Origin of the sequence: Streptomyces sp. FXJ1.172, from assembly GCF_001636945.3 — a bacterium.
GTDB lineage: Bacteria > Actinomycetota > Actinomycetes > Streptomycetales > Streptomycetaceae > Streptomyces.
On sequence record NZ_CP119133.2, the window covers coordinates 4490971 to 4512587 of the forward strand.

Below are 21617 nucleotides of genomic sequence, written 5' to 3' on the forward strand. Positions count from 1 at the left end.
GCTCAGCGCGCCATGATCAGGCTCATGGCCTCGTTCCGGGTGGCGACGTCCCGCAGCTGACCGCGGACGGCCGACGTTATGGTCTTCGCCCCCGGCTTGCGGATACCGCGCATGGACATGCACATGTGCTCGCACTCCACGACCACGATCACGCCCCTGGGCTCCAGGATCTCCATCAGGGAGTCCGCGATCTGCGTCGTGAGACGTTCCTGCACCTGCGGTCGGCGGGCGTAGACGTCCACGAGCCGGGCCAGCTTGGACAGTCCCGTGATCTTTCCGGAGGTCGACGGGATGTAGCCGACGTGCGCGACGCCCCGGAACGGCACCAGGTGGTGCTCGCAGGTCGAGTACACCTCGATGTCCTTCACGAGCACCATCTCGTCGTGCCCGATGTCGAACGTCGTCGTCAGGACGTCCTCCGGCTGCTGCCACAGGCCCGCGAAGATCTCCTTGTACGCCCGGGCCACCCGGGCCGGCGTCTCACGCAGGCCCTCGCGGTCCGGGTCCTCACCGACCGCGATCAGCAGTTCCCGTACGGCGTTCTCGGCGCGCTTCTCGTCGAACTCGCCGATGCGCCCCTCACCGTCCAGCGTCACGGGGTCGGTCATATGGTTCCTCGTTCCTGTGCCTTGGCGCATGACGGCGGCCACACGCCCTTCCGCGGACATACGAACGCCGCGCCCCCAGGCTAAACCTGGCGGACGCGGCGTTCATTCCGGCCCTGGTGGCCGAAACGCGGTCAGCTCTCGGGGCGGTCCTCCGGGGCCTGGTCGGTCACCGGGGCGGACTCCGCCGCCGTGGACTTGGCCGTGCTGATCGAGGCCGTGGCGCCGTTCGCACCGTTGGTCAGTGCCAGCTCCTTCGGGGAGAGCACCGGCGGGCGGGTGGACGGGGTGCGGCGCGAGGAGCCGGTCCAGGCGGGCCGCGGCGGACGCTTGACGATCGGGGCGAAGATCTCGGCGATCTCCTCCTTGCCCAGGGTCTCCTTCTCCAGCAGGTGAAGGACGAGCTGGTCGAGCACGTCGCGGTTCTCGACCAGGATCTCCCAGGCCTCGTTGTGCGCGTTCTCGATGAGCTTCTTGACCTCTTCGTCGACCAGCGCGGCGACCTCTTCCGAGTAGTCGCGCTGGTGAGCCATCTCACGTCCGAGGAACGGCTCGCTGTTGTCGCCGCCGAACTTGATGGCGCCGAGCCGCTCGGTCATGCCGTACTGCGTGACCATCGCGCGGGCCAGGTTGGTGGCCTTCTCGATGTCGTTCGCGGCACCGGTGGTCGGGTCGTGGAAGACCAGCTCCTCGGCCGCGCGGCCGCCCAGCATGTAGCCGAGCTGGTCGAGCATCTCGTTGCGCGTGGTCGAGTACTTGTCCTCGTCGGGCAGGACCATCGTGTAACCGAGGGCGCGGCCGCGGGACAGGATCGTGATCTTGTGGACCGGGTCGGAGTTCGGCGAGGCCGCCGCGACCAGGGCGTGACCGCCCTCGTGGTACGCGGTGATCTTCTTCTCCTTGTCCGACATGATCCGGGTCCGCTTCTGCGGGCCCGCGACCACGCGGTCGATCGCCTCGTCCAGCGCCTTGTTGTCGATCAGCTTCTGGTCGCCGCGGGCCGTGAGCAGCGCGGCCTCGTTCAGTACGTTGGCGAGGTCGGCACCGGTCATGCCCGGGGTGCGGCGGGCGACGGCGGACAGGTCGACGTCGGGCGCGACCGGCTTGCCCTTCTGGTGAACCTTGAGGATCTCCAGACGGCCCTGCAGGTCCGGCGGGTCGACCGCGATCTGGCGGTCGAAGCGGCCGGGGCGCAGCAGCGCCGGGTCGAGGATGTCGGGCCGGTTCGTGGCGGCGATGAGGATGACCCCGCCCTTGACGTCGAAGCCGTCCATCTCGACGAGCAGCTGGTTCAGGGTCTGCTCGCGCTCGTCGTGACCACCGCCGAGGCCGGCGCCACGGTGGCGGCCGACCGCGTCGATCTCGTCGACGAAGACGATCGCCGGGGCGTTCGCCTTGGCCTGCTCGAAGAGGTCACGGACACGGGAGGCACCGACACCGACGAACATCTCGACGAAGTCGGAACCGGAGATCGAGTAGAACGGCACGCCCGCCTCACCGGCGACCGCACGCGCGAGCAGCGTCTTGCCCGTACCCGGGCGGCCGTAGAGCAGCACGCCCTTGGGGATCTTGGCGCCGACGGCCTGGAACTTGGCCGGCTCCTGCAGGAACTCCTTGATCTCTTGGAGTTCCTCGACGGCCTCGTCGCAGCCGGCGACGTCGGAGAAGGTCGTCTTCGGGGTGTCCTTGGTGATGAGCTTGGCCTTGGACTTGCCGAAGTTCATGACCCGGGAGCCGCCGCCCTGCATCTGGTTCATCAGGAACAGGAAGACGACCACGATCAGGACGAAGGGCAGCAGGGAGAGCAGGACGCCGACGAACGGGTTCTGCTTGGACGGCGACACCGTGTAGCCGTCCGGGATCTGCTTGCTCTGGTACCTGGTCTGCAGGTTGGTGGCCAGCTGGGAGCCCTGGTCGCCGATGTAGCTCGCCTGGATCTTCGAGCTGCCGTCGACCTTCTGGCCGTCCTTCAGCGTGACCTTGATGCTCTGCTCGTCACCGGTGGTGAGCTTGGCCGACTGGACCTTGTTGCTGTTGATCGCCGCAACGACCTGGCCGGTGTCCACCGTCTTGTAGCCGCCGGACGAGCCGACGACCTGCATCAACACGACCACGGCAAGGACGGCCAGCACGATCCACATGACCGGCCCACGGAAGTATCGCTTCACGTCCATCCATACGGAGCGGTGCCGCCCCGTCCCTCCTGCCATAGTGAGTTTGATAAGACAGTTCTTCTGACGGTACCCCAGCGTGGCAATGTCCGAAGCCGCACGAAGCGTTTCGAACGGCCGGGGTGCCCGTCTCTGCATGCTTCAACGGCGCGGAACCCGCCGGGGTTCCCGATCGTCCTACAAGGACTGAGCCGACTGGCTCACACCTCGTCCCGTGCGGCTCAGCCGCCGTAGACGTGGGGCGCGAGCGTACCGACGAACGGCAGGTTGCGGTACTTCTCGGCGTAGTCGAGGCCGTAGCCGACGACGAACTCGTTCGGGATGTCGAAGCCGACCCACTCGACGTCGATGGCGACCTTCGCGGCGTCCGGCTTGCGCAGCAGCGTGCACACCTTCAGCGAGGCGGGCTCGCGGGAGCCGAGGTTGTTGATCAGCCAGGACAGGGTCAGGCCGGAGTCGATGATGTCCTCGACGATCAGGACGTGCCGGCCCTTGATGTCGGTGTCCAGGTCCTTGAGGATCCGCACGACACCGGAGGACTGGGTGCCCGCGCCGTAGGAGGACACGGCCATCCAGTCCATGGTGACGGGGGTGGACAGCGCCCGGGCGAGGTCCGCCATGACCATCACCGCGCCCTTGAGGACGCCGACGATGAGCAGGTCCTTGCCCGCGTACTCCGCGTCGATCTTCGCGGCCAGCTCGGCCAGCTTCGCGTCGATCTCTTCCTTGGTGATGAGCACCTTCTCGAGGTCGGCACCCATGTCTTTCGCGTCCACCCGCATCACTTTCGGTCGTCCCGCACTTACGGCCCGGCGGCCGCCCGGCCCGGCGGAGCCTTGCTCCGGACGGTCGGGATTCAGCCCTGCCGAATCACCAGTCTGCCACCCTGGCGCTGGGCGACGACTTTGCCCGGGAGATTGATGGCCCCCTGGCCGCGCCAGCCGGTGATCAGGCGGTCGACTTCCTCGATGTGACGGGCGAACAGCGCACCGGCAGGGGCGCCGGCCTCGATGGCGGCGGCGCGCAGGATGCGGCGGCGCACGGCCGGCGGGAGGGCGTACAGCTTGGCGCACTCCAGCAGGCCCGCGCCGTCCCGTACGGAGGCCCCGGCCTGGCGGGCCCAGGTGTCGAGGGCGTCGGCGTCGTCGCGGGAGAGCTGGGCGGTGCGGGCGAGCGCCTCCACGACGCCCTTGCCGAGGGCCTTCTCGAGGGCGGGCAGACCCTCGTGCCGCAGCCGGGAACGGGTGTAGGCGGGGTCGGCATTGTGAGGATCGTCCCAAACGGGGAGGGACTGGACCATGCAGGCCTTGCGGGCGGTCTGCCGGTCGAGCTGGAGGAAGGGGCGCCGGTAACGGCCGCCGGCCCCCGAGACCGCGGCCATGCCGGACAGGGACCGGATGCCCGAGCCGCGGGCGAGGCCGAGCAGGACGGTTTCGGCCTGGTCGTCGCGGGTGTGGCCGAGCAGGATCGCGGCGGCCCGGTGGCGTTCGCCCACGGCGTCCAGGGCGGCGTAACGGGCGTCGCGGGCGGCGGCCTCGGGTCCGCCCTCGCGGCCGACGGTCACGGCGACCGACTCGACCGGGTCGAGGCCGAGTTCACGCAGGCGCAGGACGACCTCGTCGGCGCGGAGGCCGGAGCCGGGCTGGAGGCCGTGGTCGATGGTGACGCCGCCGGCGCGGATGCCCAGTCGGGGCGCTTCGAAGGCGAGGGCGGAGGCGAGGGCCATGGAGTCGGCGCCGCCGGAGCACGCGACGAGAACGAGCGGGGAGGGGGACCGCTCGGCCGTCCGCTGCGGGTACCGGCCGGCTGCCTTGCGGCCCGGCTTGCCCGAGGTGTCGTCATTGAGGATGTCGTGGAGGACGCGGCGGACCGCCAGGCGTATCGCCGCGACCGCAGGATGGGGACCCATGTCCGGTTCCCTTCATGAAGTTGTCGGGGGTGGATCCGAGTTCGGTCACTCAGAGTGTGTAGATGGTGACAGAACCGGGAGGTTCCCCGAGCATTGCACGCCTACGGATGGCCCACGGTCCCTCGGACGGGTGATTGGAGGAGCGTTCGCCTGCCGCAGGCCGGATTCCGTTCACGACTCGTCCGTGCCGTTCACGCCTCGCCCCTGCGGTGCACCCGCGCGACCCAGTCCGCCGGTTTGGCGATCTCGGCCTTGGTGGGAAGGGTGTTGGGCGAGGTCCACACGCGGTTGAAGCCGTCGGTGCCGACCTCGCCGACGACGGCCCGTACGAAGCGTTCGCCGTCCCGGTACTGCCTCAGTTTGGCATCCAGACCCAGCAGCTTGCGCAGGGCGAGGTCGAGCCGGGAGGCACCCTTGGCGCGGCGCTGCTGGAACTTCTCGCGGATCTCGGCGACGGACGGTACGACGCTGGGGCCGACGCCGTCCATGACGAAGTCGGCGTGGCCCTCCAGCAGGGACATCACGGCGGTGAGACGGCCGAGGATCTCGCGCTGGGCGGGGGTCTGCACCAGCTCCACGAAGGAGCGCCCGCCGTCGTCCTCCTCGCCCTCGGGGCGGCCCCCGGCGAGGGACTGGGCGGCTTCCCGGATGCGCTCCAGGAAGGTCATCGGGTCGACGTCGGTCTCGGCCAGGAACGACTGGATTTCGCCCTCGAGGTGGTCGCGCAGCCAGGGCACGGCGGTGAACTGCGTGCGGTGGGTCTCCTCGTGCAGGCACACCCACAGGCGGAAGTCGTGCGGTTCCACGTCGAGTTCGCGCTCGACGTGGACGATGTTGGGCGCGACGAGGAGCAGCCGGCCGGCGCCGTCGGTGCCGGCCGGCAGGTCGCGGGCGGCAGGGGCGAAGGTCTCGTACTGGCCGAGGACGCGGGAGGACAGGAACGACAGCAGCATGCCCAGTTCGACGCCGGTGACCTTGCCGCCGACCGCGCCGAGGACCGCGCTTCCGGGGCTGCCGGCGCGCCGTTCCTGCATCTTCTCCAGGAGCGGTTTGAGGATCTCGCGGAAGCCGGCGACGTTGGCGCGGACCCAGCCGGGGCGGTCGACGACGAGGACGGGGGTGTCGTGGGTCTCGTCGGTGCCCATACGAGTGAAGCCCCGGACGTGCTCCTCCGAGGCTTTCGCGTGCCGGCGCAGCTCCGCGACGACGGCCCGTGCCTCGTCGCGGCTGACGTCGGGGCCCGGCCGTACGAGCCGCGTCGCGGTCGCGACCGCGAGGTTCCAGTCGACCATCCCGGGAGATGTGGTGCCACCGAAGCCAGTCATGCTGTCAACCGTACGGGACCGTTACCCCTTGGGGCAGGGTGTGCGGGTCGCGTGGGCACGGTGGTTCGGCGGGGTCTGTCCTTGACCCGGCCGACCGGGCCGGCCGGGCCGGCCTAGCCGCATCCGCACCCCGCCAGCGCCGAGGCCGCTTTGTCCAGGGCCGCCTGGGCCGCCTGGGGATCGGCGGTGCCGGAGGCCATGAAGGCGAAGGCCAGGAGGCGGCCGTCGGCGTCGACGACCGTGCCGGCCAGGGTGTTGACGCCGGTCAGGGTGCCCGTCTTGGCGCGTACGACGCCTGCCGCGCCGTCGGCGTAGCGGCTGGTCAGGGTGCCGGTGAAGCCGGCCACGGGCAGACCGGTGAGGACGGGGCGCAGGCCGGGGCGGATCGGGTCGCCGGCCGTGGCCAGGAGGCCGGTGAGCAGGTCGGGCGTCAGCCGGTCGTCGCGGTTGAGGCCGCTGCCGTCGTGGAAGGAGGCGCCGGTCATCGGCAGGCCCAGCTTGGTCAGCCGCGCGGAGATCGCCTCGGCGCCGCCGTCGAAGCTGCCCGGCCGGCCGCTGGCGAGCGCCGTCTGCCGGGCCAGGGTCTCGGCGATGTCGTTGTCGCTGTTGGTCAGCATCCGCTCGACGATGTCGGACAGCGGGGGTGAGGAGACCGTGGCGAGGCCCTGCGCGCGCGTGGAGGCCTTCGAGGGGCCGGGGGATGTCGTCGTGATGCCGGCGTCCTTGAGGAAGCCCGCGAACTTGGTGGCCGCGTCCTGCGCCGGGTCGCTCACGCGGGGCGCCGGGCCGCTGGTGGAGTCGTCGGTACGGCCCTCGTCGGCGGTCAGGGCGCTGACCGGGGCGAGGTTGTCGTTGACGCCGATGGGGTGCAGGGCGGGACCGGTGAACAAGGTGGTGTCGTAGGAGAGCGTGATCTTGTGGATGCCGCGCCTCTTCAGGGCCTCGGCGGTGCCGGACGCCAGCTGGCGCAGGCCGGCCCAGCCCCCGGCGTCCTTGCGGGCGGTCAGGGTGGGGTCGCCGCCGCCGACCAGGACGAGTTCGCCGGTGTCGGGCTCGAGGGCGGTGCGGGTGGTGAAGCGGTGGTCGGGGCCGAGGGCGGACAGCGCGGCGACCGCGGTGGCGATCTTGGTGGTGGAGGCCGGGGTGAGGGCCTCCCCGGAGTCCGTGCCGTACAGGCGCTTGCCGGTGGTCATGTCGACGACGGCCGCCGCGTGGCCGTCGCCCAGCGCGGGGGCGTCCAGGAGGGGCCCCAGGACGTCCGGGAGGGGCTTTCCGCCCGGGGCGGCCTTCTTGGTGCCGACGGCGGCCGTCGCGCCGTCCAGGCCCACCAGGACGGGCGCGGCGCTCGGCGCGGGCCGGGGCGCCCCCGCGGTCGTGCCGGCACCGCCGTGATCTGCGCCACCTGAGCGCTCCAGAGCGATCGCGCGGTCCCGCTCGGCCGTACGCTGACCGTTGGCGTCCCAGGGGCCGGCCACGGTCACCACGCCGGCGGCGAGCGCGAGGCCGGCGGTGACGGCGCCCGCGGTGTACTGCCAGGTCCCGACGGCTCGCGGACGGGGGAGGTGCGAGGACCGGGAGGCAAGGGCCCGCCTCAACCGCGCGGCCCGCGGCTTCACGGCCGTCACGGTCCGCGCCAGACGCGGTCGTACGGCGTTCGCGATCCGCTCCACCTGCGGTCTCGCGGCCCGCCAAGGCCTCAGCTCTGGCACGACCACCAGCCCCTTTCGCGATCACACACCTGCGTGAGGGACACTTAACCACCAGAACTATGTGCTGATCATGGAGGAGCCACCGGTGGAGTTCGACGTCACGATCGAGATCCCGAAGGGTTCGCGCAACAAGTACGAGGTGGACCACGAGACCGGTCGGATCCGCCTGGACCGTCGCCTCTTCACCTCGACCGCCTACCCGACCGACTACGGCTTCGTCGAGAACACCCTCGGCGAGGACGGCGACCCGCTGGACGCGCTGGTCATCCTGGACGAGCCGACCTTCCCGGGCTGCCTGATCAAGTGCCGCGCGATCGGCATGTTCCGCATGACGGACGAGGCGGGCGGCGACGACAAGCTGCTGTGCGTTCCGGCCACCGACCCGCGTGTGGAGCACCTGCGCGACATCCACCACGTGTCGGAGTTCGACCGCCTGGAGATCCAGCACTTCTTCGAGGTGTACAAGGACCTCGAGCCCGGCAAGTCGGTCGAGGGTGCCAACTGGGTGGGCCGCACGGACGCCGAGGCGGAGATCGAGCGGTCGTACAAGCGCTTCGAGGAGCAGGGCGGCCACTGAGCCCTGTCCCGCAGAAACGGGCCGCACGCGCGCGCGTGCGGCCCGTTTGTGTGTCCGCCGGGTGCGCATGCGCATACTGAGGCCTACGGAAGGGTGTCGTTCAGGGAGCAGGTCGAGGTGACGCAGGCGGAGGACCGCAAGCCCCAGTCGGACGAGGCGCGGTACGACCCGGAGATCACGTCCGAGTTCGCCATTCCCGAGGGCATCGAGGTCACCGAGGGCGGGGGTGAGCCGGAGAGCACGTCCGAGTTCGCCGTGCCGGACGGCCTGGCGGTGCCGCAGCCGCCGAGTCCGGAGCCGGAGGGGTCGGCCTTCAGCCTGCCGAGCACCTACAGCGCCAAGGGCGCGCCGTCCGCGTTCACCCCGGCGACGGGGATACCGGCGGTCAGCCTGATCAAGGACGCGCCCTGGCAGGACCGGATGCGCACGATGCTGCGGATGCCGGTGGCCGAGCGCCCGGCTCCGGAGCATGTGCAGCGGGCCGAGGAGGAGGGCCCGGCGGTTCCGCGCGTGCTCGACCTGACGCTGCGTATCGGGGAGCTGCTGCTGGCGGGCGGCGAGGGCGCGGAGGACGTGGAGGCCGCGATGTTCGCGGTGTGCCGGTCCTACGGCCTGGACCGCTGCGAGCCGAACGTCACCTTCACCCTGCTGTCGATCTCCCACCAGCCGTCGCTGGTGGAGGACCCGGTGACGGCGTCGCGGACGGTACGGCGCCGGGGCACCGACTACACGCGTCTCGCGGCCGTGTTCCGGCTGGTGGACGACCTGACCGACCCGGAGACGCATGTCTCGCTGGAGGAGGCCTACCGGCGGCTGGTGGAGATCCGCCGCAACCGGCACCCCTACCCCGGCTGGGTGCTGACCCTGGCCGGCGGGCTGCTCGCCGGCGCCGCCTCCATCCTGGTCGGCGGTGACCTGATCGTGTTCGTCGCGGCGGCCGTCGGCGCGATGCTCGGCGACCGGCTGGCCTGGTTGTGCGCGGGGCGCGGGCTGCCGGAGTTCTACCAGTTCACGGTCGCCGCGATGCCGCCCGCCGCGATCGGGGTGGCGTTCGCGCTGGCGCACATCGATGTCAAGGCCTCCGCCGTGGTCACCGGTGGGCTGTTCGCGCTGCTGCCCGGGCGGGCCCTGGTGGCGGGCGTGCAGGACGGCCTGACGGGCTTCTACATCACGGCCTCCGCGCGCCTGCTGGAGGTCATGTACTTCTTCGTCGGCATCGTCGCCGGCGTGCTGGTCGTCCTGTACTTCGGCGTGAAGGTCGGCGGCAAGCTGAACCCGGACGCGTCGCTGATCATCAACGAACGGCCGCTGATCCAGATCGCGGCGTCCATGGTGCTGTCGCTGACCTTCGCGGTGCTGCTCCAGCAGGAACGCTCGACCGTGCTCTGGGTGACGCTCAACGGGGGCGTCGCGTGGTCGGTGTACGGCGCGATGCACTACGTCGGGAACATCTCGCCGGTGGCCTCCACGGCGGTGGCGGCGGGGCTGGTGGGCCTGTTCGGGCAGCTGCTGGCGCGCTACCGGTTCGCCTCGGCCCTGCCGTACACGACGGCGGCGATCGGGCCGCTGCTGCCCGGCTCCGCCACGTATTTCGGGCTGCTCAGCATGGCCCAGAACCAGGTGGACAAGGGGCTGGTGTCGCTGGCCAAGGCGGCGTCACTCGCCATGGCCATCGCCATCGGGGTCAACCTGGGGTCGGAGATCTCGCGGCTGTTCCTGCGGATCGGCTCCGCCGGCAAGCGCCGGGCCGCGAAGCGGACCCGGGGCTTCTAGGACGACAGGGCCCAGGCGCCCCCGGTCGGCTACTCCCGGCCGTAGTCGTAGGGGTACCCGTTCTCGTCGTACTGCTGCTGCGGGTACTGCTGCTGCACGTACTGCTGCTGGTCGTAGTACTGCTGGTTCCAGTCCTGCTGCTGGTACTGCTGCTGCGGCTGCTGCTGATACTGCTGCGGCTGCGGCTGGTACTGCTGCGGCTGCGGCTGGTACTGCTGCTGGGGCTGGTAGCCGTACGGCTCCGGCTCGGCCGGCTCGGCCGGCTCGACGCGGCGCAGGCGCGTCGTCGCGTCGTCCATCGCCGGCCGGTGCTGGTACGCGGGCTGCTGCTGGGGGACGGGCTGCGGGGCGGGCTGGGCGGCCGGGGCCTTCTTCTCCTTGCTGCGGGCCCGGAGCAGCTCGATCGCGACGGGGATCACGGAGACGAGGACGATCAGGATGAGGATCGCCTCGATGTTGTTCTTGACGAAGTCGATCTGGCCGAGCCAGGAGCCGAGCAGGGTGACGCCCGCGCCCCACAGGACGCCGCCGATGACGTTGAAGACCAGGAACGAGCGGTACTTCATGCCGCTGACGCCCGCGATGATCGGCGTGAACGTCCGCACGATGGGCACGAAGCGGGCCAGGACCAGTGACTTCGGGCCGTGCTTCTCGAAAAACTCGTGCGCCTTGGTGACGTTCTCCTGTTTGAACAGGCGGGAGTCGGGGCGGTTGAAGAGCGAGGGGCCGACCTTCCTGCCGAACATGTAGCCGGCCTGGTCGCCGAGTATCGCGGCGAGGCAGATCAGGGCGATGGCGCCCCACAGGGGGAAGTCCATCTGGTGCGAGGTGATCAGCAGGCCGCAGGTGAACAGCAGCGAGTCACCCGGCAGGAAGAAGCCGATGAGCAGGCCGGACTCGGCGAAGACGACGAGCAGCAGACCCCAGATGCCGAAACTGTCGAGCAGCTTGTTGGGATCCAGCCAGCTCGGGCCGAGGGCAAGTGTCATCACGGGTCCGGGCTCCTGAGGGGTGAAGGGCGGTGGCGGCGGCTGAACGGCGTACTTCCCTGTGCGTGCCGCCAAAGCTATCAACGTGAAGTGACCGCCCCAGGTTCCACCGGCGCCTCCAGGATGCGCTGTGGGACCACGGAGAGAAAGCTGTGACTCATGGGACTCGAAGACTACGGCGGCGGGCAGGGACCCCAGCCGGACGTACTGGTCGTGACGACGAACGACGTGCCCGGACACCGGGTGGAGCAGGTGATCGGCGAGGTCTTCGGGCTCACCGTGCGTTCGCGGCACCTCGGCAGCCAGATCGGTGCCGGGCTGAAGTCGATGATCGGCGGCGAGCTGAAGGGTCTCACCAAGACGCTCGTGCAGACCCGCAACCAGGCCATGGAACGGCTGGTGGAGCAGGCACGCGCGCGTGGAGCCAATGCCGTGCTGGCGTTCCGGTTCGATGTGACGGAGGCCGCCGACGTGGGCACCGAGGTCTGCGCGTACGGCACCGCCGTGGTCCTCGCCCGGGAATGACCGCCGTGGTCCTCGCCCGGCAGTGACCACCGCGGTCCCGGCCCGGGAGCGAACCGGTGCGCACCCGGGCCGGGACCGGTCAGGAGGTGTGCCGGTCGGCGTTGGCGAGGATCGCGTCGCGCAGGTGCTCGGCGAGGCCCGGCCCCATGGCGTCGTAGTACGCCTTGAAGCGCTCGTCGGAGACGTACATCCCGGCGAAGCACCGGTGCAGTTCGTACGGCACCTCGAAGTACCACCGGGTCATGTGCTGCCGGTGCTCCTCGGCCAGGTCCATCGCGGCCTCACCGGCCGCGGGCTCGCCGGCGGCCACCAGGGCGGCGTACCGCTCCTGCCAGTCGTCGACCTCGGCCTTGATCCGCTGCCAGTCCTCCTTGGTGTAGGTGGCGGCGCGGCGCTGCGACTCGGCGTACGCCTCCGTGTTGCCCCAGCGCTGCTCCGCCTCGTCGCGGTACTGCTCGGGGTCCTTGTCCCCGAAGACCTCGAACCGTTCCTCGGGCGTGAGTTGGATACCCATCGTGCGTGCCTCCATGGCGTGCTCCACGGCCGCGGCCATCTTCTGGAGCTGCTCGATCCGGGCGGTCAGCAGATCGCGCTGGCGGCGCAGGTGATCGCGCGGGTCCACCGCGGGATCGTCGAGCAGGACCGCGACCTCGTCGAGCGGAAAGCCCAGCTCCCGGTAGAACAGGATCTGCTGGAGCCGGTCGAGGTCGGCGTCGGTGTAACGCCGGTGCCCGGCGTGCGTGCGCTCACCGGGCACGAGCAGGCCGATCTCGTCGTAGTGGTGCAGGGTGCGCACCGTGACCCCGGCGAACCCCGCGACCTGTCCCACGGAGTAGCTCACTTTTCCGCTCCTTCGGTCGGTACGTCCTCCACGCTGAGGCCTCACGTCGCGTGAGGTGCAAGCCGGATTCCGTCCGGACGCCACAACGCACCGTTCGGGATGTTGTGCACGATGTGTCCGCTTATGGTGAGCCCGTGGCCCAGGACACCGCGCGGCAGCCGCCCCCGACCGCTCCCACGGCCCCGGCGCGGGCTCTGCTGCCGTTCATCCTGCCCGCCGCCGCCGTCGGCGTGGGCGCGGCCCTGGTCTTCGTCGGGGTGAGTGCGGCGGCGGAGCAGCTCCTGCACGTGCTGTGGGGGCCGCTGCCGGACGCGCTCGGGGTGGGCCGCTACTCGGTGCTGTGGATGTTCGTCATGCTCGTGGCGACCGGTGTCGCGGTCGGGCTGGTGGTCTGGAAGGCGCCGGGCCACGCCGGCCCCGACCCGGCGACGCTCGGCCTGGACGCCCCGGCCCTGCCGCCCGTGGCGCTGCCGGGACTGGTGCTGGCGGCCGCGCTGATGCTGGCCGGCGGTCCGAGCCTCGGCCCGGACGCCGGCGTGCTGGCCTGGGCACCTGTGGCCCTGGCCGACGTCGGCGAGTGACGATCGCGGCGCTGGTGATCTCCGAGGCGCTGGCCGGGCGGCCGATGCGGGGGCGGCTGTGGGACAACCTCTTCGCGCCACTGACGGCGGGCGCGTGCGGGGCCATGACGACCGCGCTGGTGGCCCGCCCGACCTTCGACCTGGGGCTGCCGCCGATGGGCCACCCGGACGGCAAGGACGTACTGGCCGCCCTGGTGACCGCCTCGGTGGCCGCGCTGCTCGGCATGTGTGCCGTGTACGCCTTCCCTTACGTCCACGGGGGCTTTCAGCGGCTGCGGCACCCGATGCTGATGCTGCCCGCGGGCGGGGCCGTGCTGGGCGCGCTGGGGGCGCTGGGCGGTCACCTGACGCTGTTCAAGGGGCTGTCGGAGGTCGGGGAACTGGCCCGGAACCCGGAGGGCTGGTCGGCGGGGCAGTTCGCCGTGATGACGGTGGTGAAGCTGGCGGCGCTGCTGGTCGCCGCGTCCTGCGGTTTCCGGGGCGGCCGTATCTTCCCCGGGGTCTTCATCGGTACGTCGCTGGGGCTGTGCGCGCATGCGCTCGTTCCGGCCGTGCATCCCTCGCTGGGCGTGGCGTCGGGTGTCCTGGGCATGCTCCTCGCTGTCACGCGGCAGGGCTGGGTGAGCCTGTTCACCGCCGCCGTCCTGGTGGCCTCGCCCGCCATCCTCGCCCTGTTGTGCATCGCCTCGCTGCCCGCCTGGCTGCTGGTGACGGGGCGTCCGCAGATGCAGTTGCGGCCGGACGGTACCCCGGTCCGCTGAACACACCTTCCTGGAGGCACGTTTTCATGGCCCTGCACAAAGGTCCCGAGAGGCACGAGAAGCGGACGGTCTCTGTCAACCCGTTCTTCGGTGAGGCCAATCCGGTCGCCGGCATGACGGAGGCCCCGCCCACGCACCGGCTCCCGGACGGCCCGCTGCCCCCGAACACGGCGTACCAGCTGGTGCACGACGAGCTGATGCTGGACGGCAACTCCCGGCTGAATCTGGCCACCTTCGTCACCACCTGGATGGAGCCGCAGGCCGGGGTGCTGATGAATGAGTGCCGGGACAAGAACATGATCGACAAGGACGAGTACCCGCGCACGGCCGAGCTGGAGCGGCGCTGTGTGGCGATGCTCGCCGACCTGTGGAACGCGCCCGACCCGTCGGCGGCGGTGGGCTGTTCGACCACCGGCTCGAGCGAGGCGTGCATGCTCGCCGGGATGGCCCTGAAGCGGCGGTGGGCCCGGCGCAACGCCGACCGGTATCCGGGCGCACGGCCCAATCTGGTCATGGGCATCAACGTCCAGGTGTGCTGGGAGAAGTTCTGCAACTTCTGGGAGGTGGAGGCCCGGCTGGTCCCGATGGAGGGCGACCGCTTCCATCTGGACCCGCAGGCGGCGGCCGAGCTGTGCGACGAGAACACCATCGGGGTCGTCGGCATCCTCGGCTCGACGTTCGACGGGTCCTACGAGCCGGTCAAGGAGCTGTGCGCGGCCCTGGACGCCCTGCAGGAACGCACCGGCCTCGACGTCCCGGTGCACGTGGACGGGGCGTCCGGCGGGATGGTGGCACCGTTCCTGGACGAGGACCTGGAGTGGGACTTCCGCCTCCCCCGCGTGGCGTCGATCAACACCTCCGGGCACAAGTACGGGCTCGTGTACCCCGGAGTCGGCTGGGCGCTGTGGCGGGACACGGAGGCGCTGCCGGAGGAGCTGGTGTTCCGGGTGAACTACCTGGGCGGCGACATGCCGACCTTCGCACTGAACTTCTCCCGGCCCGGCGCGCAGGTGGTCGCGCAGTACTACACCTTCCTGCGCCTCGGCCGCGACGGCTACCGCGCGGTGCAGCAGTCGACCCGGGACGTGGCGACCTCGCTGGCCCGGCGCATCGGCGAGCTGAGCGACTTCCGGCTGCTCACACAGGGGGACCAGCTGCCGGTGTTCGCGCTGACCACCGCCGACGACATCACGGCGTACGACGTCTTCGACGTCTCACGGCGGCTGCGCGAGAACGGCTGGCTGGTGCCCGCGTACACCTTCCCGGCCAACCGCGAGGACCTGTCCGTCCTGCGGATCGTGTGCCGCAACGGCTTCTCGCACGACCTGGCCGACCTGTTCCTGGACGACCTGTCCCGCCTGCTGCCCCAACTGCGCCGGCAGCCACATCCGTTGACCCGGGACAAGGAGGCGGCGACCGGGTTCCACCACTAGGCGGTGCGCAGGGCTCCGCCCTTGACCGCCGTGACGAACGACGCCCACACGGGCCCCGCGACGACGAGTGCGGGGCCCTCCGGGCGCTTGGAGTCGCGGACGGGGACGCCGGAGGGGTGGTGGTCGAGGACTTCGAGGCAGCTACCGGCCTGGTCGTTACTGTAGGAGGACTTACGCCAGCCCTTCAACGCGGCGGCGTTCGGGAGCGTTCGTACGGTCATGGCGCTCGTAGTCCCTTGCTGTCGTCCTGAGCAGAGCCAGTGAATCCTTGAGCGGCAGTGCGTTGCCCAGCGCAAAATCGTATCGGTGCTGGAGTTCCTGAACCACGGGTGGGGCGTCGTGGATCTTCCCCATGAACAGGCCCTCGCCATAAGCCATGGGCGGCTGGTCCTCGAACCACATGAGCGTGAGCATGTTGCTCAGCAGCGGGTGTACGCCCAGTGCGAACGGCAGCACGTGCACCTGGATACGGCCGGTCTCCGCGAGACGCACGAGGTGGTCGAGTTGCCCGGCCATGACATCCGGTCCGCCGATCTGGCGCCGCAGCACGGCCTCGTCCAGCAGCGCCCAGAATACGGGGGTCTCCGGATCGTCCAGGAGTTTCGCGCGCTCAAGGCGTGTGACGAGGCGCCTGTCACGTTCCTCCTCGCTCACCCGGGGGAACGACGTGATCAGTACCGCACGTGCGTACGCCTTGGTCTGGAGGACGCCGGGAACGAACGACAGGGCGAACTCTCGGATCATCACCGCCTGTTGTTCAAGCACCCGCACAGCCTCGAAGTAGCCGGCGACCGCTACCTCCTCCCGCGGCAGAAAGCTGCTCAGCACATTCCCCGTGTTCAGCGCCGCGTCCAGTCGTCGCGCGTCCTCCTTCGACGGCACCCGGCGGCCCGCCTCGATGTGGGCGATGTGCGAACGCGTCATGATCGCCAGGTCGGCCAGCTGCTGCTGCGTCAGCCCCGCCGCCTCGCGCTGTTCCCGCAGCCAGTCGCCGTAGTTGCTGCCCACCGGTCAACTCCCTTGTGACAAAAGCTCTGTCACCTGCTCCTCTCTGGCGAGGCTAGCCCGCGCGGCAGCACAGTGTGATCAGTTCGCCACAGAAAGCGAGTTCGCGACATGAGTGAGATCCGGCTGCTGCCCTGGACGGGCCATGAGGGGAAGCCCTGTTATCTCGTCACCGACGGATCGGGACAGATGTCCCGGATCGCCGACACCGTCGAGCGCGTGCAGCTCGGCATGGCCCACGACCTGCTCGGGCACGCGAGCGACCTGCTCGACGACGACCGGTCGACACCCGCCCAACTCTGCTTCCTGCTCGCCCGGATGAGCGAGGCGCTGACCGCCGTACTCCGGATCGCGCAGAGCCGTGGTGCCCCTGTGCCGGCGCCGGTGCACGACGACGCCGCTGCCGCCGAGAGCGACGGGCTCTGACCCGCCTGCTCAGCGGTCGTCCCCCGGATGCTGCTCCCCCGTCGCGTACGGGTTCTCCTGGTCCTCGGCGAGGATGCCGACGAACGGTTCTCCCTCGCCCGCGAAGGTGTACGCGCCGTTCTCCAGGCGCTCGACGAGGCCATGGGTCCACGCGGCCTCGGAATCGGCCGTGTGGACCCACATGTGCATGATCTCGCCGATGTGACCGAGCTGCCCCGGCCCCTCCTCGGGCACATAGCGCTCGGTCACCGAGGCCCGCCACGCCTCGATCCGGCGCGTGCGCTCCTTCAGCAGCGCCACCGCCTCGGCCCGGGGCAGGTCGACCATGAAGCCGATGGCCGCCGTCTTGACGTCGCCGCGCTGGTCGTAGGTGACCAGCGCGGCGCGCAGCAGGGCGAAGTACTCCTCGGTGCCCCGCTCGGTCAGCTCGTACTCGGTGCGCGGCGGGCCGCCCGCCGTGGACGGCGCGATCTCGTGCGCGTGCAGCAGCCCTTGCCTGGCCATCTGCTTCAGGGCGTGGTAGATCGAGCCCGGTTTGGCGTGGGACCACTCGTGCGCGCCCCAGTACTCCAGGTCGCCCCGCACCTGGTAGCCGTGGGCCCGCCCGTGCTGGCGGACCGCGCCCAGCACGAGAAGACGGATCGCTGACATGCGGTCCAGGTTATTGCCGTACGGCTACCCCGCCTGTTCCTGGGCCACCAGCTCGAAGGCGGTCCTGCCGTCCAGGGACTCCCGGATGATGTCGGCATGGCCGGCGTGCCGGGCGGTCTCGCGGATCAGGTGCAGGCACACCCAGCGAAGCGAGACCCGGCCCTCCGGCGGGAACCACGGGTCCGGGGGCAGCGGGAAGGTGTCGTCCAGGCTCGGCGCGGAGCGGACGAACTTCTCCGTCTCGGCCGCCACCTGCTCCCAGTACGCCAGTTGCCCCGCAACCGTCTCGTCGCCCGTCAGCTGGAAGCACTCGTGCCAGTTCGACTGGTCGCGGTGCACCGCCGGCGGCTCCTGCTTCGCCCGCGCGATCCAGCTCTGCTCGACCTCGGCGACGTGCTTGAGCAGTCCGCCGAGCGACAGCTCGCTCGCGCTGGGGCGGGTGCGGGCCTGCTCCTCGGTCAGCCCGAGCAGGGCCCGGCGGATGCCGCCGCGCTGCTCCTCGATGAACGCGAGCAGCGCCCCGCGCTCGTCGCCCTGTGCCTCCGCCGGTACGTGCTTGACCATGGCCGGCCGCCTTCCCTGGTGCCGCCGGGGCGCTTCGCCCCCTGACAAGACCGAAGCTACGGGCCATTGAGGTCAGATCCTGACCTCAATGGCCCCGCCGCGTCGAGAAAGGTGCCTCAGAACGGGAAGCCGCTGCGCCCGTGCTGGACCGAGATCCACTTGACGGTCGTGAAGGCCTCCAGCGTCGTCTCGCCGTTCAGGCGGCCGATGCCGGAGTGCTTCTCGCCGCCGAACGGCACGAGCGGCTCGTCGTGGACCGTGCCGTCGTTCACATGGAACATGCCGGTGTCGATCTGCTTGGCGAAGGAGACGCCCCGCTCGATGTCACCGGTGTGGACGGCACCGCTGAGGCCGTACGGCGTGTCGTTGACGATGCGGACGGCCTCCTCCTCGCCGGTGAACGGGATGAGGAAGACGACCGGGCCGAAGATCTCCTGCTGGAGCAGCGCGGAGTCGGCGGGGACGTCGGTGAGCACGCTGGGCGCGACCAGGTTGCCCTCCGTGGTGCCCCGCACCAGGGCCGTGGCGCCCTCGGCGACCGCCTGCTCGACGGCGCCGGAAATGGCGTTCGCCTGCTGGGAGTTGATCACCGGGCCGATCACGGTCTGCGGGTCGCGCGGGTCGCCGGTCTTCAGGGTGCGGACCTTGGCGACGAACTTCTCGGTGAACTCCTCGGCGACGGAGGTGTCCACGAGGACCCGGTTGGCCGCCATGCAGACCTGGCCCTGGTGCACGAACCGGCTGAAGACCGCCGCGTCCACCGCGTAGTCGATGTCGGCGTCGTCCAGCACCACCAGCGCGCTGTTGCCGCCCAGCTCGAGCACCGAGCGCTTGAAGTTCTTGGCGCACACGGTCGCGACGTGCCGGCCGACCTTGTCCGAGCCGGTGAAGGAGATGACCTTCGGGACGGGGTGCTCGATGAAGGCGTCACCGATCTCGGCGATGTCGGTGACGACGACGTTGAGCAGGCCGCCGGGCAGCCCGGCCTCCTCGAAGATCTTCGCGATCAGGGTGCCGCCGGCGATCGGGGTGTTCTGGTGCGGCTTGAGGACCACGCCGTTGCCGAGCGCGAGGGCCGGGGCGACCGACTTCAGCGACAGCAGGAAGGGGAAGTTGAACGGGCTGATCACACCCACGACCCCGACCGGCACCCGGTAGACGCGGTTCTCCTTGCCGTCGGCCGGAGAAGGCAGGATCTTGCCCTCGGGACGCAGCGCGAGGTGGACCGACTCGCGCAGGAACTCCTTGGCCAGGTGCAGCTCGAAACCGGCCTTCACGCGCGTGCCGCCCAGTTCCGCGATGATCAGGTCGGCTATCTCCTGCTCGCGGTCCTCGATCAGCCTCAGCGCCCGCTCGAAGACCGCGCGCCGGGTGTAGGGGTTGGTCTCGGCCCATGCCTTCTGGGCGCGGGCGGCGGCCCGGTAGGCCTGGTCCACCTCGTCGACGGTGGCCACCGTGATCGAGGCCAGCTTCTCGTCGTCGTACGGGTTGAAGTCGATGACGTCCCAGGAGCCCGTGCCCGGACGCCACTCGCCGCCGATGTACTGCTGGGCCAGGTCGCTGAAGTAGGACGACGCCATGTGATCCCTCAATCGCTAGCGGACACCAGATCTACGCCAGGTCTGATCACACGTCATCGTACTTGTGTCTCAAGCGAGTTGAAGGTGACCCGGCAAGACCGGAAACCGCTTACGACAGCTGCAGCAGCCCGCGCAGCAGATCCCGGCTCTCGTCCGGGCCCGGGCTGTCCTGCTGGAGTTCCTTGAGCGCCTGCTCGTACTGGGCGACGTCCTCACGCTTGTCCAGGTAGAGGGCGCTGGTCAGCTGCTCGAGGTAGACGACGTCGGACAGGTCGGCGTCGGGGAAGCTGAGCACGGTGAAGGCGCCGCTCTCGCCGGAGTGCCCGCCGAAGCTGAACGGCATCACCTGCAGGCGTACGTTGGGCCGCTGGGAGACGTCGATGAGGTGCTGGAGCTGGCCGCGCATCACCGCACGGTCGCCGTAGGGGCGGCGCAGCGCGGCCTCGTCGAGGACGATGTGGAACTCGGGGGCGCCCTGGGCGAACAGGTGCTTCTGCCGCTCCAGACGCAGGGCGACGCGGCGCTCGATGTCGTCCGGGCTCGCGCCCTTCATGCCGCGCCGGACCACCGCGCGCGCGTACTCCTCGGTCTGCAGCAGGCCGTGGACGAACTGCACCTCGTAGACACGGATCAGCGAGGCGGCGCCCTCCAGGCCCACGTAGGTGGGAAACCAGCTGGGCAGGACGTCGGTGTAACTGTGCCACCAGCCCGCCACGTTGGCCTCGCGGGCGAGGGAGAGCAGCGACTCGCGCTCCGCCTCGCCGGTGATGCCGTACAGCGTCAGCAGGTCTTCCACGTCTCTGGTCTTGAAGCTCACCCGGCCCAGCTCCATCCGGCTGATCTTCGACTCGGAGGCGCGGATCGAGTAACCCGCCGCCTCGCGCGTGATCCCCCGTGCTTCACGCAGCCGCCTGAGTTGCGAGCCGAGCAGCATCCGCCGCACCACCGATCCGGGCTCTCCCGCGCTCACGTTCGCCAGCCTCCCCAACCGTCTTCAGGGCCCGCAGTCTGCCACTAAAACACTTCGAGCAGTACTCGTCCGGTTACGGAAACGGAAAGAGCCGGGCCGTTTCTGCCTGCACCTGGCCGGGAAGAGGTCAGGACCACTGGCGACAACAGCGGTGAAGATGGCAGAAAAAATGGCCTAGAAGCGGTACGGGCAGTGCCATTTCGGTCGCGTGCACGTGCATCTGCCCTTGCATCTGCTCTGCGCATCCGAAACCATGGTGCCGCGCCACCGCTGCATCGCAACGACCGCGAACTCCCCGGGAGTGCCTCGCATGGGAACGAATGGATCGACCATGCTCAAGCCGTTACGGCAGGGCCTTCCGCCGCTGGATCCCGCTGCCGTGTCCGATGCCGCCTCCTGCGCCCTGCCCGCCCGCTACGAAACGGTGCGCGAGGCGCGGCGCTTCACCCGCGCCACCCTCGGTCAGTGGGACGTCGGCGACCGCTTCGACGACATATGCCTGGTCGTCTCCGAACTCGTCACCAACGCGCTGCGCCACGGCCTGACCGCCGACACGGGATGCTCCGAGCACGCCCCCGCCGTGCGGCTGCACCTGATGCGCTGGACCGAGCGGCTGGTGTGCGCGGTGCGCGACCCGAGCCACGAGACCCCGGCCCCGCGCGACTCGGACGACTTCTCGGCCGAGTCCGGGCGCGGGCTGTTCCTGGTCGACTCCTTCGCCGACAGCTGGGGCTGGCATCCGCTCGCGGGCACCCTCGACGGCAAGGTCGTCTGGGCGCTGTTCCGGCTCCGGCCGGCCGTCTGACGCACCGCGGCACCGAGTGACGCCCTGTTTCTACGCGCGTCACCCCGGCGCCTGGCCTCCCGCCCCGACATCATTGCCACCCGGGGCCCCGCGGGCACGGCCGTGTCAGCCGACGATCAGGTGGTCGAACTCTCCGTCCTTGATGCCGAGGAGCATGGCCTCGATCTCCGCGCGTGTGTAGACGAGCGCCGGCCCGTCCGGGAAGCGCGAGTTGCGCACGGCGACGTCGCCGCCCGGCAGCCGGGCGAACTCGACGCAGGAGCCCTGCGAGTTGCTGTGCCTGCTCTTCTGCCAGGCCACTCCGTCCAGCTGCGCGGCAGCCATGCCGTTGTACACGTCGTACCCCCCGTACACGCCGTCAACGTCGCGGTCCACAGGTCGCTCCCCGGTGGTGCACTGGCTGGTGTGGCCATGGAT

The 21617-nt window shown here is 70.2% G+C and carries 21 protein-coding genes and 1 pseudogene; 7 read left to right on the forward strand and 15 right to left on the reverse strand.

Annotated elements, in window-relative coordinates; genetic code table 11:
- Window positions 1-2: 2 nt before the first annotated feature.
- From folE to dacB, 6 genes are all read right to left on the reverse strand, one after another.
- Window positions 3-608 (reverse strand): GTP cyclohydrolase I FolE, encoded by a 606-nt coding sequence (gene folE / locus A6P39_RS19980; RefSeq protein ID WP_067046588.1) that lies wholly within the window; start codon window positions 606-608, stop codon window positions 3-5.
- 131 nt (window positions 609-739) lie between these two features.
- Window positions 740-2779 (reverse strand): ATP-dependent zinc metalloprotease FtsH, encoded by a 2040-nt coding sequence (gene ftsH, locus A6P39_RS19985; RefSeq protein ID WP_067046589.1) that lies wholly within the window; start codon window positions 2777-2779, stop codon window positions 740-742.
- 218 nt (window positions 2780-2997) lie between these two features.
- On the reverse strand, window positions 2998-3558 hold the full coding sequence (gene hpt / locus A6P39_RS19990) for a hypoxanthine phosphoribosyltransferase (protein ID WP_037753105.1): 561 nt from the start codon (window positions 3556-3558) through the stop codon (window positions 2998-3000).
- Window positions 3559-3632: 74 nt separating this feature from the next.
- Window positions 3633-4685, reverse strand: coding sequence for a tRNA lysidine(34) synthetase TilS (gene tilS / locus A6P39_RS19995; RefSeq protein ID WP_067046590.1), 1053 nt, complete (start codon window positions 4683-4685; stop codon window positions 3633-3635).
- A gap of 191 nt (window positions 4686-4876) precedes the next feature.
- Window positions 4877-6010: a zinc-dependent metalloprotease gene (locus tag A6P39_RS20000; RefSeq protein ID WP_079133422.1), complete on the reverse strand. Its 1134-nt coding sequence runs from the start codon at window positions 6008-6010 to the stop codon at window positions 4877-4879.
- A 113-nt stretch (window positions 6011-6123) separates the two neighbouring features.
- Window positions 6124-7725: a D-alanyl-D-alanine carboxypeptidase/D-alanyl-D-alanine endopeptidase gene (gene dacB, locus A6P39_RS20005; protein ID WP_234378935.1), complete on the reverse strand. Its 1602-nt coding sequence runs from the start codon at window positions 7723-7725 to the stop codon at window positions 6124-6126.
- Between the two features lie 79 nt (window positions 7726-7804).
- Between dacB and A6P39_RS20010 the strand changes: the two genes are divergently transcribed.
- Together A6P39_RS20010 and A6P39_RS20015 are read left to right on the forward strand one after the other, a co-directional pair.
- On the forward strand, window positions 7805-8296 hold the full coding sequence (locus tag A6P39_RS20010; RefSeq protein WP_055708033.1) for an inorganic diphosphatase: 492 nt from the start codon (window positions 7805-7807) through the stop codon (window positions 8294-8296).
- Window positions 8297-8413: 117 nt separating this feature from the next.
- Complete coding sequence (locus tag A6P39_RS20015; protein WP_067046796.1) at window positions 8414-10069, forward strand: threonine/serine ThrE exporter family protein; 1656 nt, start codon at window positions 8414-8416, stop codon at window positions 10067-10069.
- A 29-nt stretch (window positions 10070-10098) separates the two neighbouring features.
- Here the strand turns inward: A6P39_RS20015 and A6P39_RS20020 are convergent, their stop codons facing one another.
- The gene (locus A6P39_RS20020; protein WP_443053065.1) at window positions 10099-11058 is read right to left on the reverse strand and encodes a DedA family protein; all 960 of its coding nucleotides are present in this window, start codon (window positions 11056-11058) and stop codon (window positions 10099-10101) included.
- A 159-nt stretch (window positions 11059-11217) separates the two neighbouring features.
- Between A6P39_RS20020 and A6P39_RS20025 the strand changes: the two genes are divergently transcribed.
- Window positions 11218-11583, forward strand: coding sequence for a YbjQ family protein (locus A6P39_RS20025; protein ID WP_067046599.1), 366 nt, complete (start codon window positions 11218-11220; stop codon window positions 11581-11583).
- A gap of 79 nt (window positions 11584-11662) precedes the next feature.
- Here A6P39_RS20025 and A6P39_RS20030 read toward each other — a convergent pair whose 3' ends face one another.
- Window positions 11663-12424, reverse strand: coding sequence for a MerR family transcriptional regulator (locus A6P39_RS20030; RefSeq protein ID WP_067046601.1), 762 nt, complete (start codon window positions 12422-12424; stop codon window positions 11663-11665).
- A 134-nt stretch (window positions 12425-12558) separates the two neighbouring features.
- Between A6P39_RS20030 and A6P39_RS20035 the strand changes: the two are divergent.
- Both A6P39_RS20035 and A6P39_RS20040 read left to right on the forward strand, forming a co-directional pair.
- Window positions 12559-13766: pseudogene (locus A6P39_RS20035) on the forward strand (ion channel protein).
- A 26-nt stretch (window positions 13767-13792) separates the two neighbouring features.
- On the forward strand, window positions 13793-15199 hold the full coding sequence (locus A6P39_RS20040; RefSeq protein ID WP_067046605.1) for a glutamate decarboxylase: 1407 nt from the start codon (window positions 13793-13795) through the stop codon (window positions 15197-15199).
- Here the strand turns inward: A6P39_RS20040 and A6P39_RS20045 are convergent.
- Together A6P39_RS20045 and A6P39_RS20050 are read right to left on the reverse strand one after the other, a co-directional pair.
- The gene (locus A6P39_RS20045) at window positions 15196-15420 is read right to left on the reverse strand and encodes a DUF397 domain-containing protein (RefSeq protein ID WP_067046607.1); all 225 of its coding nucleotides are present in this window, start codon (window positions 15418-15420) and stop codon (window positions 15196-15198) included. The two genes, A6P39_RS20040 and A6P39_RS20045, sit on opposite strands and share 4 nt — an antisense overlap.
- On the reverse strand, window positions 15371-16207 hold the full coding sequence (locus tag A6P39_RS20050) for a helix-turn-helix domain-containing protein (RefSeq protein ID WP_067046610.1): 837 nt from the start codon (window positions 16205-16207) through the stop codon (window positions 15371-15373). The genes A6P39_RS20045 and A6P39_RS20050 overlap by 50 nt, the downstream gene beginning before the upstream one ends.
- Before the next feature lie 108 nt (window positions 16208-16315).
- Between A6P39_RS20050 and A6P39_RS20055 the strand changes: the two genes are divergently transcribed.
- A complete protein-coding gene (locus A6P39_RS20055; RefSeq protein WP_067046613.1) occupies window positions 16316-16630 on the forward strand; it encodes a hypothetical protein in 315 nt (104 codons plus the stop codon).
- Between the two features lie 9 nt (window positions 16631-16639).
- On the opposite strand, the gene A6P39_RS20060 is transcribed toward A6P39_RS20055, so the two are convergent.
- The 4 genes from A6P39_RS20060 to A6P39_RS20075 form a co-directional block, all read right to left on the reverse strand.
- On the reverse strand, window positions 16640-17281 hold the full coding sequence (locus tag A6P39_RS20060) for a PadR family transcriptional regulator (protein ID WP_067046616.1): 642 nt from the start codon (window positions 17279-17281) through the stop codon (window positions 16640-16642).
- A gap of 24 nt (window positions 17282-17305) precedes the next feature.
- Window positions 17306-17845, reverse strand: coding sequence for a DinB family protein (locus tag A6P39_RS20065; protein ID WP_067046619.1), 540 nt, complete (start codon window positions 17843-17845; stop codon window positions 17306-17308).
- A 116-nt stretch (window positions 17846-17961) separates the two neighbouring features.
- Complete coding sequence (locus tag A6P39_RS20070; protein ID WP_067046622.1) at window positions 17962-19425, reverse strand: aldehyde dehydrogenase family protein; 1464 nt, start codon at window positions 19423-19425, stop codon at window positions 17962-17964.
- 109 nt (window positions 19426-19534) lie between these two features.
- Window positions 19535-20359 (reverse strand): helix-turn-helix domain-containing protein, encoded by an 825-nt coding sequence (locus tag A6P39_RS20075; RefSeq protein ID WP_067046799.1) that lies wholly within the window; start codon window positions 20357-20359, stop codon window positions 19535-19537.
- Between the two features lie 367 nt (window positions 20360-20726).
- Here A6P39_RS20075 and A6P39_RS20080 point away from each other — a divergent pair, with 367 nt between their 5' ends.
- On the forward strand, window positions 20727-21200 hold the full coding sequence (locus A6P39_RS20080) for an ATP-binding protein (protein WP_067046624.1): 474 nt from the start codon (window positions 20727-20729) through the stop codon (window positions 21198-21200).
- Window positions 21201-21305: 105 nt separating this feature from the next.
- Here the strand turns inward: A6P39_RS20080 and A6P39_RS20085 are convergent, their stop codons facing one another.
- Complete coding sequence (locus A6P39_RS20085; protein WP_079133423.1) at window positions 21306-21575, reverse strand: DUF397 domain-containing protein; 270 nt, start codon at window positions 21573-21575, stop codon at window positions 21306-21308.
- Window positions 21576-21617: the final 42 nt, after the last annotated feature.

Excerpts from the sequence above, each read along its gene's own strand:
- A6P39_RS20055 (WP_067046613.1), top strand. The coding sequence starts at position 16,316 with ATGAGTGAGATCCGGCTGCTGCCCTGGACGGGCCATGAGGGGAAGCCC.
- A6P39_RS20025 (WP_067046599.1), top strand. The coding sequence starts at position 11,218 with ATGGGACTCGAAGACTACGGCGGCGGGCAGGGACCCCAGCCGGACGTA.
- A6P39_RS20065 (WP_067046619.1), bottom strand. The coding sequence starts at position 17,845 with ATGGTCAAGCACGTACCGGCGGAGGCACAGGGCGACGAGCGCGGGGCG.
- ftsH (WP_067046589.1), bottom strand. The coding sequence starts at position 2,779 with ATGGACGTGAAGCGATACTTCCGTGGGCCGGTCATGTGGATCGTGCTG.
- A6P39_RS20080 (WP_067046624.1), top strand. The coding sequence starts at position 20,727 with ATGCTCAAGCCGTTACGGCAGGGCCTTCCGCCGCTGGATCCCGCTGCC.
- A6P39_RS20020 (WP_443053065.1), bottom strand. The coding sequence starts at position 11,058 with ATGACACTTGCCCTCGGCCCGAGCTGGCTGGATCCCAACAAGCTGCTC.
- folE (WP_067046588.1), bottom strand. The coding sequence starts at position 608 with ATGACCGACCCCGTGACGCTGGACGGTGAGGGGCGCATCGGCGAGTTC.
- A6P39_RS20070 (WP_067046622.1), bottom strand. The coding sequence starts at position 19,425 with ATGGCGTCGTCCTACTTCAGCGACCTGGCCCAGCAGTACATCGGCGGC.
- A6P39_RS20075 (WP_067046799.1), bottom strand. The coding sequence starts at position 20,359 with ATGCTGCTCGGCTCGCAACTCAGGCGGCTGCGTGAAGCACGGGGGATC.
- A6P39_RS20045 (WP_067046607.1), bottom strand. The coding sequence starts at position 15,420 with ATGACCGTACGAACGCTCCCGAACGCCGCCGCGTTGAAGGGCTGGCGT.
- A6P39_RS20060 (WP_067046616.1), bottom strand. The coding sequence starts at position 17,281 with ATGTCAGCGATCCGTCTTCTCGTGCTGGGCGCGGTCCGCCAGCACGGG.
- A6P39_RS20040 (WP_067046605.1), top strand. The coding sequence starts at position 13,793 with ATGGCCCTGCACAAAGGTCCCGAGAGGCACGAGAAGCGGACGGTCTCT.
- tilS (WP_067046590.1), bottom strand. The coding sequence starts at position 4,685 with ATGGGTCCCCATCCTGCGGTCGCGGCGATACGCCTGGCGGTCCGCCGC.
- A6P39_RS20000 (WP_079133422.1), bottom strand. The coding sequence starts at position 6,010 with ATGACTGGCTTCGGTGGCACCACATCTCCCGGGATGGTCGACTGGAAC.
- hpt (WP_037753105.1), bottom strand. The coding sequence starts at position 3,558 with ATGCGGGTGGACGCGAAAGACATGGGTGCCGACCTCGAGAAGGTGCTC.